At 70.0% G+C, this 12,976-nt stretch carries 8 protein-coding genes and 2 tRNA genes; 3 read left to right on the forward strand and 7 right to left on the reverse strand.

Going from position 1 to position 12,976, the window contains the following annotated elements:
- Positions 1-106: 106 nt before the first annotated feature.
- A tRNA-Gly gene (locus ABD067_RS24295) sits at positions 107-180 on the reverse strand.
- Positions 181-221: 41 nt separating this feature from the next.
- A tRNA-Tyr gene (locus ABD067_RS24300) sits at positions 222-304 on the reverse strand.
- A gap of 195 nt (positions 305-499) precedes the next feature.
- Between ABD067_RS24300 and ABD067_RS24305 the strand changes: the two genes are divergently transcribed.
- The 3 genes from ABD067_RS24305 to ABD067_RS24315 all read left to right on the forward strand — a co-directional run bounded on the left by ABD067_RS24305 (position 500) and on the right by ABD067_RS24315 (position 7,915).
- On the forward strand, positions 500-4,594 hold the full coding sequence (locus ABD067_RS24305; RefSeq protein ID WP_343898009.1) for a PAS-domain containing protein: 4,095 nt from the start codon (positions 500-502) through the stop codon (positions 4,592-4,594).
- A 1,727-nt stretch (positions 4,595-6,321) separates the two neighbouring features.
- A complete protein-coding gene (locus ABD067_RS24310) occupies positions 6,322-7,140 on the forward strand; it encodes a TrmH family RNA methyltransferase (RefSeq protein WP_343898010.1) in 819 nt (272 codons plus the stop codon).
- Between the two features lie 10 nt (positions 7,141-7,150).
- Entirely contained in the window at positions 7,151-7,915 is a 765-nt protein-coding gene (locus ABD067_RS24315; RefSeq protein ID WP_343898011.1) for a 2-keto-4-pentenoate hydratase, read from the forward strand.
- A 108-nt stretch (positions 7,916-8,023) separates the two neighbouring features.
- Here ABD067_RS24315 and ABD067_RS24320 read toward each other — a convergent pair whose 3' ends face one another.
- The 5 genes from ABD067_RS24320 to ABD067_RS24340 all read right to left on the reverse strand — a co-directional run bounded on the left by ABD067_RS24320 (position 8,024) and on the right by ABD067_RS24340 (position 12,458).
- Positions 8,024-10,123: a peptidase domain-containing ABC transporter gene (locus ABD067_RS24320; protein WP_343898012.1), complete on the reverse strand. Its 2,100-nt coding sequence runs from the start codon at positions 10,121-10,123 to the stop codon at positions 8,024-8,026.
- Positions 10,120-11,388 (reverse strand): HlyD family efflux transporter periplasmic adaptor subunit, encoded by a 1,269-nt coding sequence (locus ABD067_RS24325; RefSeq protein WP_343898013.1) that lies wholly within the window; start codon positions 11,386-11,388, stop codon positions 10,120-10,122. Before ABD067_RS24325 ends, ABD067_RS24320 begins: the two co-directional genes overlap by 4 nt.
- Positions 11,389-11,518: 130 nt before the next feature.
- Entirely contained in the window at positions 11,519-11,725 is a 207-nt protein-coding gene (locus ABD067_RS24330) for a hypothetical protein (RefSeq protein WP_343898014.1), read from the reverse strand.
- Between the two features lie 149 nt (positions 11,726-11,874).
- On the reverse strand, positions 11,875-12,072 hold the full coding sequence (locus ABD067_RS24335; protein WP_343898015.1) for a hypothetical protein: 198 nt from the start codon (positions 12,070-12,072) through the stop codon (positions 11,875-11,877).
- A gap of 173 nt (positions 12,073-12,245) precedes the next feature.
- Entirely contained in the window at positions 12,246-12,458 is a 213-nt protein-coding gene (locus ABD067_RS24340) for a hypothetical protein (RefSeq protein WP_343898016.1), read from the reverse strand.
- Positions 12,459-12,976: the final 518 nt, after the last annotated feature.

Genomic DNA, 12,976 nt, shown 5'->3' on the forward strand with positions numbered 1-12,976 from the left:
ATCGTCCCGATGTTGCAGTGCGGCTTCGTCCGCTCGAACTTCGCCTTCGCCATGTCCGGCCTCGCTAATCCTGTCTGATCCAAACGCCAAAGCACCCGCCGCAAGCTGGAGCGGGTGACGGGAATCGAACCCGCATAGCCAGCTTGGAAGGCTGGAGCTCTACCATTGAGCTACACCCGCGCCGCGAGCGGCGCGCCGGCGAAGACCGGGGCGGGACTGAATGGAGGGGGTTGGATTCGAACCAACGTAGGCGCGAGCCAACGGATTTACAGTCCGTCCCCTTTAGCCACTCGGGCACCCCTCCGCACGCGGCGTCCATACCGATCCTGCCGACGGAGCGCGCCCGTTATCCGGATTCCGGGGGCGCGTCAACGAATTGTCGGCGCGGGCCCGGGTACACCGGCCGTTAAGCCGGGGCGGGCACCATCCGGCGCGACCGGCCCCAATACGAGGGGCGGCGAACCCGGGCCGCCGAGGTCCGACGCGCGACAGGACCGCCATGACACCGCCCACCGGGGACACGCGCCGCCGTCCGCTTCTCACCGCCCTGGCCGAGGCGGCCGCGCTGGCCCTGGTCGGCCGGCGCGAGAACCCCCTCCGGGGCCTGCCCGAAGACCGCGCCGCGCGGATCAGGGCGGCGCAGGTCGCCAGCGTGGTCCGGCTCACGCCGCTCTCCATGGCGGTCAACCTGCTCAACACCGGCCTCGTGGTCCACCTCTTCTGGGCCGACGGCCCGTCGCGGTGGCTGCTCGGCGCCTGGTTCGCACTGGTGGCGCTGCTGGCCGGCGCGGCGCTCTGGAACTGGCGCGCCGCGAAGCGCCGGCCGCCGCGGACGGCGGTGTCCCCCCGGGCCACGGCGCACACGCTCGCCCACGCGATCCTCTTCGCCGGCGCTTGGGCCGCCCTGCCCGCGGCGCTCTTCCCGATGGCCGGTCCGTTCGAGCGCTTCGCCCTGGGGTGCTTCGCCACGGGCATGATCGCCGGCGGCGCCTTCGCCCTGTCGGCGGTGCCCCGGGCCGGCCTCGCCTACACCTGGATCATGTGCCTGCTGATGGGCGCCGGCATGGCGTTCTCGGGCGACCACAGGATGGCCGCCGCCGCCGGGTTCCTGTGCTTCTACGCTGCCATCATCTCCCGCAACCTGGTGGCGCACGGCGACCTGTTCGCGGCCAACCTCCGGGGGCGCTCCGAAATCGAGGCGCAGCGCGAGGTGCTCGGCCTCCTGCTGCGCGATTTCGAGGAGAGCGCGGGCGACTGCCTGTGGGAAACCGACGCCGCCGGCCGGCTCCGCCGCTGCCCGCCCCGCTTCGCCCGGATGCTCGGCGTCGCGCCGGAAACCGCGGCGGACGCGATCCTGCCGGACCTGCTCGGACGGGACGGCGGCGCGGCCGACCGCTTCGCGGCCCGGGATCCCTTCCGCGACCTGTTGGCAACGGTCCCGGCGGCCGGCGGCGGGGAGCGCGCGCTGTCGTTCACCGCCAAGCCGGTGCTCGACGCCTCAGGAGCCTTCGCCGGCTTCCGCGGCGTCGCGTCGGACGTCACGGAACGGGTGAAGGCCGAAGCCGAACTCGCGCGGACCAAGGCCTTCCTCGACGCCGTCGTGGAGAACGTGCCCGCGGTGCTGTTCGCCAAGGACATGGAGGACGGCGGGCGTTACGTCCTGCTCAACCGCGCGGGCGAGCGGCTGCTCGGGTGCCCGCGGGCGGCCGTCCTGGGCAAGACCGACCGCGACCTCTTCGCGCCGGACGAGGCGGAGCGCTTCGCGGCCAACGACCGGCTGGCGCTCGCGGCGACGGCCGCGGCCGAGGGCGACGCGCGTTGCGTCTCGGAAGAAGCGGCACTCGCTTCCCGGCACAACGGCGTCCGCCACCTCCGCACACGCAAGCTCGCGCTCGCGGACCTGACGGCCGGCGGCACGGGCGCGGGGCCGGCCCGCTACGTGCTCGGCATCTCCGAAGACGTGACGGAGCGCAAGCGCGACGAGGAGCGCCTGAGGGAGCAGCACCGGCGGCTGGACGCGGCGCTCACCCACATGTCGCACGGCTTGGCCATGTTCGACGCCGAACGGCGCTTGGTCGTCTGCAACCGGCGCCTCCTGGAGATGTACGGCCTCCCCGACGGGCTGGGCGCGTGCGGCACGCCGCTGCGCGCGCTGGTGGAGGCCAGCATCGCGCGCGGCAACCACCCCAACCTGTCGGCCGAGTTCATCATCGCCGATTACGAGGCGAGGCTGTCCGGTTCCGAACCCGGCACGGCGTTCGCGCGGCTCGGGGACGGGCGCTCCATCGAGATGTCGTACCAGCCGCTGGCCGGCGGCGGGGCGGTGGTGACCTTCGAGGACGTCAGCGAGAGGCGCCGCGCCGAGGCGCTCATCAAGGAGCAGAACGAGCGGCTCCGGCTGCGCGAGGAGGAACTCGCCGTCCAGAACGCGCGCTTCCACACCGCCATCGAGAACATCAACCAAGGGCTGTGCTTCTTCGACGGCGACCACCGCTTGATCGTCGGCAACAGGCGCTACGCCGAACTGTACGGCTTGGCCCCGGACCAGACCGCGCCGGGGACGACGGTGCGGGAGATCGTCGAGCGCAGGATCGCCGCGGGGACCGGGCCCAAGGGGATCACGCTCGAAGAGTACGTGGTCTGGCGCGACGCGGTCGCGCGCTCGCCCGGCGCGTCCACCAACCTGATCGAGCTGGCGGACGGCCGCCTGTTCGAGGTCCGGCGGGAGGCCACGCCGGACGGGGGCTCGGTGGCGACGCACCAGGACGTCACGGAGCGCCTCCGCACGGAAGCCGCCTTGATGGCCCAAAACGAACGCTTCGACGCCGCGCTGACGAACATGTCCCAGGGCCTCGCTATGTTCGACGCCGACGCGCGCCTCGTCGTCCACAACGAGCGCGTCCTCGAACTCTTCGGCCTGCCGCCGGGCGCGTTGCGGCCGGGCCAGACCCACCGCGAGATCGTGGAGCGCCTCGCCGCGCTCGGACTGTACGCGGCCGGCCCCTCCCCGGACGAGATCTGCGGGAGCTTCCGCGCGCCGCTCGAAGGCGACGCGGCGTCCGCCGTCCAGTACCGCGCGTTGGCGAACGGCCGCACCTTGGCCATCGCCACCCGGCCCATGAGGACGGGCGGCTACGTTGCGACCTACGAGGACGTGACCGAGCGGCGGCAGGCCGAAGCGCGCATCATGCACATGGCTCGCCACGACGCCCTGACGGGCTTGTCCAACCGCTTGTCCTTCCACGAACGCCTGGAGCGCGCGTTGCGGCCGCTCCGGCGGGGCCCGGAAGGGGGAACCAACGCCGGAACCGGCCGGACGCGGACCGCCGGCGGCAAGGGCTGCATCGCCGTCCTCTACCTCGACCTGGACCGCTTCAAGGGCGTCAACGACACCCTCGGCCACCCCGCGGGCGACGCCTTGCTGAAGGCGGTCGCCGGCCGGATCGCCGCGGCGACGCGGGCGCCGCACGGCGGCGCGGGGCGGGCGGAGGCGGCCATCGCGCGCCTGGGCGGCGACGAGTTCGCGGTCGCGGTGGCGGTCGGCGCCGGGCCCGCCGCCGCCCGCGCCGCCGCTGCGGCCCTCGCCGCGCGCCTGGTCGCCGTGCTGGACGAGCCGTTCGAGGTCGAAGGCCACCAAGTGGTGGCAGGCACGAGCGTCGGGATCGCCCTGGCGCCGGTGGACGGGGACTGCCCGGACCGGCTGCTCAAGGCCGCGGACCTCGCCCTCTACAAGGCGAAGGCGGAAGGGCGGGGCACGTTCCGCTTCTTCGAACCGGAGATGGACCGCCAAGCGCGGGCGCAGCGCGCGCTGGAGACCGACCTGCGGCGCGCCTTAGCCGCCGGCGAGTTCGAGCTCCACTACCAGCCCATCCTCGACCTTCGCGCCGACCGCGTTTCGGGGTTCGAAGCGCTGCTGCGTTGGAACCACCCCGACCGCGGCCGGGTTTCGCCGGCCGAGTTCGTGCCGGTCGCAGAGGAGATCGGCCTCATGGCGCCGATCGGCGATTGGGTGCTGCGCACCGCCTGCGCCGAAGCGGCCGCCTGGCCGGGCGCCTTGAAGGTGGCGGTCAACCTGTCGCCGGCGCAGTTCAGGAGCCGCAAGCTGGTGACGTCCGTGGCGGAAGCGCTTTCGGCGTCGGGCCTGCCGCCGGACCGACTGGAGCTGGAGATCACCGAAACCGTGCTGCTGGAGCGCTCGGAGCCCAACCTCGACCAACTGCACCAGTTGCGGGCGCTCGGCGCGCGCATCGCCATGGACGATTTCGGGACGGGCTACTCGTCCCTGGGCTACCTGCGCGCCTTCCCCTTCGACAAGATCAAGATCGACCGCTCCTTCGTGCACGACCTGGAAAAGGACGGCGACGGCGGCTGCGCGGCCATCGTGCGCGCCGTCGCCGGCCTGGGCGCGAGCCTCGGCGTGCGCACCACGGCGGAGGGCGTGGAGACGGCGGCCCAACTCGCCTTCATCCGTGCGGAAGGCTGCACCGAGGTGCAGGGCTACCACCTCTCGCCGCCGCGGCCGGCGGCCGAGATCGCCGCCATGCTGCGCCCCCTCGTCCACGGCGCGGGCAAGGCCGCGGCGGACGCGCTTTGAAGCGGGGGCGCGGCGCCGGTCCAGCCGGCGAGGCAGTGCCTCGGTTTGGATGTCCTTGGAGGGCGGGAAGCGGCCCCCTACCCTCCGCGGGCGCCCTGCTCGCGTCGCACGGTTCCGAGGAATAGCCGCATCGCCCGCGGCGACCGCAGGTGGTGCACGCGCTTCGACGATGCTTCGGCCACGGATTGCCTGTGGCGAGGCGTCAGCCGGCGATGGCAGCGCCACAGCACATTGTAGCTGCTGACGGTATTCGCCCAGATCGGGCCGCCCGCCGGCCAGCCTTCCGGGTCCGCGAAGATGCCCTTGATGAGCCGCTTCGTGACCCACCAGTGATGAAGGGAAGGGGCAGGTCGACACGGACCGGCGTGTCGGCGGCCGCCAACCGCTCCCAGGCGGATGCGACGCAGTCTAAGCCGTCGATGATCCAGGCATCCCTCCGCAGCAGTTCGGCGTGGATCTGCGGGTATCGCTCGTGCGGCACCTTCTCGCCGCATGGCCCGTGCTGGATCGTGTCGACCGCTTGCAGCGGCAGCCCGGTCAGGTTCGCCAGCCGCTTGGCGAGGGTGGACTTGCCGCCGCCGGCCTTGCAGAACACCGCCACCCGCCTCATCGCAGGCCTCGCGCCGGCGGGGGCCGAGGCGAGCGCGTCAGCGTTCGGTCGCCTGCGCGGTTCGGAGAGGGCGGGCACGGGCTGCGGCATGATGGACGTCCGGGTGGGCGCCGGATCGGGCGAAGGCGGCAAGGGGCGACGCAGCCGGCCTGAAAGGGTCAGGCCGAGAGGGTAATCCGCCCAAAGCGCCCCGGGGTCGTCATGCGCGGAGCGTAGCGCCGGGCACGGTGCGGGTTCCAGTCTCGAAGAGCGCTCCGCGTCGTTCGGTGGCGGTGGATCGGTCCGGGATCGGCCGCGGCCTGCGAAGGTTCGCCTTGGGGCGGCAGCCGAAGTCCAAACCGAGACACCGCCGCCGGCGACGATTCCTTGCGCCACCATATTTGTTCATGTTGTGTTTCGAAACTTCGACGGAGCGTCGCCCATGCACCACGCCTCCTTGGACCGCTCGCCTGCCATCCCCGGCCCTTCGCCGCCGCACCTACGCCGCGCGACGTCGCACCCGCTGCCTCTCCTCCGACAAGTCGCGTGAGCGCGTCCGATGAAACCACCCACGCCGCGGACCACGCGAACGCAGGCCCCGCCCCACCCCGGCGCCCGCTCAGCCGCCGCCGCGCAATTTGTCCGAATCGCGCAAAACGCGCCGAACCTTCGGCGTGGCCTCTGGCGGCGCGCGCCCTCCCCGCCGCACCCGCGGCATTCGTCCGAACGTCGGCAGGACCGCGGCAGCACCCGGCCGGCGTTGGGGCATTCGTCCCATTCGCGCAAAACCCGCCGCGCCGTCGACCGTGCGTCCGCCGCTCCGGCCACCCGGCGCTCGCCGGGTCCGTCTTCCGGCCAACGCCGCGCCATTCGTCAGAACGGAGCACGCTCCTCCGCACCGCAGGATCGGATCGTTCGCCCATCCGGCCCGCCCCGGCTCCAGCCAGCGCACGGCATTCGTCCGAAACGCGCCCGAGCCGCCGGATCGCCCCCCGGACACCGGCCCGGCCGGCACAAGGGTACTTGTCCGAACGGAGCACGGGCCGCCGCACCACCGAAAGGGTCCACACCGTTCCGGCGCGGGCACCGCGACGCCGCCCTCCCTTGCCAGGGCCGTTCCGCGGTCCAGGATGGGCCCATGCGTCGCTCGCCGCCCCGCCATCCCCGGCCGTTCGCCGCCGGTGTTTCCCCGCGTCCGGGTGCCGCCGGCGGGCCGCGCGCCGGCAGCGGGCCGGCCGGCGTGTGGCTGCACGGCCTCCACCCGGTCGCGGCAGCGCTCGCCAACCCCGCCCGCCGCCTGCGCCGCCTGTTGCTCACGGAAGAAGCGGAAGCCGCCCTCGCCGCGCGCCTGCCTGCCGGCCGGCCCTGGCGCATCGCGCCGGAGCGGGCCGACCGCGCCCGCTTCAACACATTCCTCCACGAGGACGCCGTCCACCAAGGCGCCGCGCTCCTGGCCGACCCGCTGCCTCCGGTGCCGCTCGATCGCGCGCTCGCCCACGGCGACGGGCCGGTGCTTGTGCTCGACCAAGTGACGGACCCGCGCAACGTCGGCGCCATCCTGCGCTCCGCCGCGGCCTTCGGCGCCGCCGCCCTGGTGCTACAGGACCGCCACGCCCCGCCCGAGACCGGCACCCTGGCGCGCGCCGCCTCCGGCGCGCTGGAGATCGTCCCCGTGGTGCGGGAGGTGAACCTCGCCCGCGCCCTGCGCGAATTGAAGGACGCCGGGCTCTGGGTGGTGGGCCTGGACGCGGCGGCGCCCGTCACGCTGGCCCAGGTCGCGCACGGGCTCGCCGGGCGGCGCGTGGCGCTGGTGCTCGGCGCGGAGGGCGAAGGGCTCCGGCGCCTCACCCGCGAAACCTGCGACGAGGTCGCCCGCCTGCCCATCGCCCCGGAGGTGGAGAGCCTCAACGTCTCCGCCGCCGCGGCGGTGGCCCTCTACGAACTCGCCCGCCGCTGAGGAGCCGCCCATGGACCCCGCCGACGCCATCCTCGCCGCCCGCCGCGCCAAGCGCCCGCTAGAACCGCTCGGAGGGGCCGCTCCCGCCGACCCGGCCGCGGGCTACGCCCTGCAACGGCGCGTGGCGGAGCGGCTCGGCGCGGTGCCGCCCGCCGGCTTCAAGATCGGCGCCACCACGAAGCAGATGCAGGCGTACCTGGGCCTCCCCGGCCCCGCCGCGGGCTTCGTCCCGCGCGAAAGCCTGCAACCGGACGGCGCGACGCTCCGCTTCGCTGACTTCCTCAACGCCGGCGTCGAGTGCGAAGTCGGCGTCCGCCTCGGCCGCGACCTGCCTTTCGGCCCCTGCACCCGCGAGCAGGCGGCGGACGCGGTGGCGGCCGTCCACCCCGCGATCGAAGTCGTGGAGAAGCGCTACCCCGCCGACCTGGCGGAACTCGGCACGCCCACCCTGATCGCCGACCAGGTGTTCCACGCCGCCGGGCTGATGGGGGCGCCGGTGCCGGACTGGCGCGCCGTCGACCTCGGCGCCGCGCGGGGCGAGTTGCGGGTGGACGGCGCGGCCAAGGGCGCCGGCCACGGCCGCGACCTGCTCGGCCACCCTTTCGAGGCGCTCGCGTGGCTCGCCGGATCGGGCGCGGCCGAGGCGTTCGGCGGCCTGAAGGCCGGCCAGGTGGTATGGCTCGGCTCGGTGACGCCGCCGATCTGGCTCGACGGCCCCTGCGAGGTGGAAGCGGCGTTCGACCTACTCGGCACCGCGCGCCTGCGCTTCGTTTGAAGCGGTTCCCGGGCCTTGCCGCGGGAGTCCGGAAGCCGCGCCCCGGGAGCGGTCACGGCGAGGCGGTCCGGCGCGACGGCGGCGGCGGGCTGGCACCTCCCCCACGCTTCAAGAGGGCGGCGCGGGGCCCTGCCCGATGCGCAGGATCGTGTCGGCGCCGTTCATCATCTCCGGCCGGTGGGCGACGCTGATGCGCGTGATGTTGAGGCGGCGGAGGCGCTCGTTGATCTGCCGCTCGTTCTCCACGTCGAGATGCGAGGTTCCCTCGTCGAGGAACAGGATCTTGGGCGCCTTGTACAGGGCGCGCGCGAGCAGCACCCGCTGCTTCTGCCCCCCCGACAGCGAGCTGCCCATGTCGCCGATCAGGCTGTTGTAGGCCATCGGCATCGCCATGACCTCGTCGTGGATGCCGGCCATCTGCGCGCACATCACCATCCGCTCGTGGTCGAAGCCCGGGTCGAAGAAGCAGATGTTGTCGGCGATCGACCCGGACAGCAGGTGGTCCTCCTGCATGACGGCGGCGACCTGCTCGCGGTAGACCCTGACTCCGATGGTCGAGAGCGGGATGCCGTCGACCAGCACCTCGCCGCTCGTCGGCTCCAGCAGCCCGAGCATGATCTTCAGCAGGGTCGTCTTGCCGCCGCCCGACGGGCCCATGATGGTGACGAACTTGCCGGCTTCGACCTTCAGGCTGACGTTCTCCAGGATGAATCGCTCGGTCTCCGCGTACCGGAAGGAGACGTTCCGCAACTCCAGGCTCCCCTGGATGGGGTTCGAGTAGGCCAAGGGCCGGTCGTGGCCGCGTTCGAGCGGGTTCAACGCGATGTCGGAAATCCGCTCCAGGTGCAAGTCCAGCAAGCGGAATTCTAGCGCCTTCTCGACCAGGGTGGAGGCCTTGCTCGTGAAGTGCATCTTGTACGCCATGAAGGCGAAGATCATGCCGACCGTTATGGCGTTGTCGAGGACGAGCATCGCCGCCAGGTACACGGTCAGGATGTTCTCGACGCCGAAGATGGCGGAGTTCATCGTCTTGAACTGGATCTGCGCGCGCCCCAGGCGGACGCCGGCGTTCACCGTGTCGGCGTGCTTGTTGAGCCACTGGCCTTCGCGGTCGGCTTCCCGGTTGAACAGCTTGATGCTCTGGATGGCCCGCGCGCTCTCGATGAAATTCGAGTTCTCGTGCGCCTCGGCCTGGATGGTCGCTTCGCTGAGGTCCCTGAACCTGCGGTACAGCGCGAGCCGAAGGACGATGTAGAGCAGCAGGGCGACCACCACCACCAGCGCCAGCCGGGGGCTGTAGACGAAGATCATCGCCAGCGTGGCGAGCGCCATGATCCCGTCGATGGTTGCCAGGATCAAGCCTTCGGCGAGCGCGTTCCGAATCGGTTCGATGGACTGGAACCGCGAGAGGACGTCGCCGATGTGGCGCTTCTCGAAGAAGCTGAGCGGGAGCCGGACCAAGTGGTGGAACAGGCGCGCGCCCATCTGGAAGTGGACCGCGTTCTGCACCACGAGGACGATGTGCGAGCGCAACGCGGTGGTGGCGACGTTGATGGCGGTGAGCAGCCCGAAGCCGAGGGCCAGCGCCAGCATCAGGTCCACGTCGCCGCGCGCGACGACCTCGTCGACCGTGATCTGCATGTAGAACGGCGCGGCGATGACGAGCAGTTCCAGGATCACCGAAAGCGTGAAGATCTGGACCAGCGGCGCCGACATCCCTGGCATCTGCCCCCAGAAGATCCGGAAGGGCAGCCGGGCCGTCTCGTTTTTCGGGGCGAAGCCGTCCGCGGGCGAGAGCTCCAGGGCGACGCCGGTCAGGTGCTTGGATGCTTCGGCGAGGGGGAAGGTCTTCTCGCCGGAAGCGGGGTCGTGGACGACGATGCCTCTGCCCGTGACCGCCTTCAGCACCACGAAGTGGTTCATGTCCCAGTGCACGATCGCGGGCAGCGTCAATTGCCGGAGCGCTTCCACCTCGAAACGGAGCGGCCGGCACGCCAGGTGCATCTGGTTCGCGACCTGGATCAGGCCCCGGAGCGTGACGCCCTTCAAGGAGACGGGGTGGCGGCGGCGGAGGGTGTTCAGGTCGATGCGGTGCCCGTGGTAGGAAGCGACCATGGCCAAGCAGGCGAGGCCGCATTCCGCGGCCTCCGTCTGCAGGATGCTCGGGAGGCGGCGCCGGCCGCCGAAGTCCAGGAGGCTCTGGATCATCCCTGGATCCTCGCGCTCAGGAGCGGGTTGAGGATCCAGTCCACCAGCGTTCGCTTCTCCAGGATGATGTCGGCCTTGAGGAGCATGTCGGGCTGCAGCGGCACCCGCTTGCCGTAGGCATCTATGTCCGGGCGGTCGAGCGCGACGACCGCGCGGTAGGACGGCCCATCGAGCGTGACAGGCGCGGAGATGTCGGGCGCCGACAGCATGGTTTGGGAGACCCTGACGATCCGCCCGCGGTAAACGCCGTAGTGCTGGTAAGGGAAGGCGTCATAGAGGAGCCGGACGGGCTGCCCGACCTCGACGAACCCGATCGCGCGCGCCGGGACGAACAGTTCAGCCTGCAAGGCGCTGCCGCCGGGCACGATTTGGAGTTGCAGGCGCCGGGGTTCCGCGGCTTGGCCAACGGAAGCCTGGAGCGAAGAAACGACCCCGCTGATGGGCGCGCGGATGACGTAGGCCCGGCGCCCGTTGATCTCGGCGGTGCGCTGCTCCGCCGCGGAAAGCTCGCCGCGCAAGCCCTGGAGCTTTTCCGCGGTGACGATGGGGAGTTGCTCCAACGTGTACTGCGCTTCGGTGAGCTGGTTCTGGCGCTCCGTGACCTGCTGGTAGAGGGTGCTGAGGTTCAGCCGCTGTTCGAGCAGCGCCTCCTCCCGGCGCCGCTGCTCGATCTCCGAGACCAAGCCGCGCGTGGCGAGTTGCGCCCCGGAGGTGACGAGCCTTTCCACGACGCGGATGCGGTCCTTTTGGATGGCGATCTGCGCGCCGAGGTAGCCCAGGCCGGTTTCGAGGTTTCGAATCTGCGCGGCCAACCGGCCCCGCTCCGACGCCGCGCGCTGCTCCTCGGCGGCCATCTGGCGGAGGAGCGCCTCCTTTTGCCGTGCGAGGGTGTTCAGGATGCTGGCGTTGACGTCCTCGCCGTCGGCCGCGATCTGGTCGGTGGTGACGCTGAAAAGGGGTTGGCCCTCTTCGACGCGTTGGCCCTGCTCGACATAGATGGCGCCGATGGTGCCCTGCTGCGGGGCGAAGACCTTGGCCGTCCCGGAGGCGGGCGCCAAGTAGCCGGTGACCGTCTCCTTGCGGGCGTACTGCGCGAGGAAGAGGAAGGCGATAACGGCCGCCGCGGCGCCGGTGATGAACCACACCATCAGCCGGGTCGGCAGCGGCTGCAGCGGGACGACGCGGCCCCACTGCCGGTTCTGCTGCTGGAACTCGACCACCTCTTGGCGGAACAACTGGCGTCGAGACGTCACCTCACGGCCCATGGCACCCAATCCGCCCAAGCTCACCGCACGACCGCCCGCCTCGTGCGCCCACGCGCCCCCCCGAGTCGCAAGGGCATGTCCCCTCTCCCGGCCGGACGGCCGGGAGAGGGGGTCGGGGCCCCGGTCGGACCTAGCTGATGTTGTTGGATTGGTAGGCGACTTGCGTGTTGCTCTGGCCCGAGCCGATCGGAACGTTCACGCCGGCCAGCTGAACATTCGCCGCGAGTTGAGTGGAGTTGTTCTGCTGGAAGTTGAAGCTCTTGCTGACGAAGCCCCAGCCGCCGCCGTTCACGGCGTCGAGTTCGGCGTCGGAAAGGACGGTGATCTTGTCGGTCATTATACCCTCCTGGCGATCTGAAATCATGAAGCGAGCCCTCGTTGGGTTCACGTCCGCGACCCGCGCCGTACGGCGCCGCGGTCCACACGGCCGCTCCCCACGCTCCCGGCCGGATGGTCGGGAGTGAACTCGCGCGTGACGATTGGGACTCAGCTGATGTTGTTGGACTGGCTCACGCCCTGATTGTTGGTTTGCCCAGAGAGGATGGGCACATTCACAACAGCGGCCTGGACATTCGCCGCAGCTTGGAGCGAGTTGTTCTGCTGGAAGTTGAAGCTCTTGCTGACGTAACCCCAGCCGCCGCTCACGGCATCGAGTTCGGCGTCGTTCAGTTGATAAATTTCCATGTCAATCTTCCTCGCCTATGGGCCCCGTGTTTGAGGACCTCTGTTCTGGGCTTTCGCCCTCCGCACAGCGCCATATGGCGCCGCACCTCTCTGTCGCCCTGACTTCTTCACCACAGCGACAATCTCAATTATATTATTTAATTATTGTGCCTCGCTTAACACGCAGCATGAAGTTAATTAATCTTTATGATTTGCCCGGCAGTCTGCACAATACTCTGGCTTGAAAGAGCCGGCACATTTAAAATCCCTGCTTGAACATTTATGGCATTCTGCACCACGATGTTCTGCTGGATGTTGAAGCTGTCATCGATGTTGATGAATGATGAAAAACGAGCTCCGCCGTTCACGCTGTCGAGTTCGTCATCGGCCAAATGGTGCAAAGTCATAATCAGCTTCCTCACCAATGAGCCCCGAGCACGGGCCTCGAGTTATGGGCTTCCGCCCCCATGCGGCGCCAAGGTCGACGCCGCACCTCGCAGCCGCCACGACTCGTCCGCCGTGGCGCCAGACCTTCCGAGCTTATGGATTTCCCACTGAGCTCGGAAGAATATGCGGAAACTTCGAGCCGCATGGGGTTGCCTCACACAGACAAGCCGGAGTTCTTTGTAAAATACACTTTACAAAATTTTTCAGCGTTCCGGCCCGCCTCACCAGTGAAGCCCTGGCGAAGTTTCCTCCCGTTATTTAACCATGCGCCCTGGTAGTCTGCGCTTGGCGATAACTATTTAGACAAAGCCGAAAGATGTAAGCAAGGCCCTTGCACACTTTCCTCACTTTTATTTGAAAACTAAGGTTCTTTTCGGTTGAAGGTTTCGTCAGGTTCATGTGTACCGCGTGTGCTGGATGGTGCATTGAACCAAAAAGCCGTCGCCATGAGCTGCCTCTCATCCAGCGCTGGCGAGGG

Source organism: Craurococcus roseus (assembly GCF_039523795.1).
In the GTDB taxonomy this organism is placed as follows: domain Bacteria; phylum Pseudomonadota; class Alphaproteobacteria; order Acetobacterales; family Acetobacteraceae; genus Craurococcus; species Craurococcus roseus.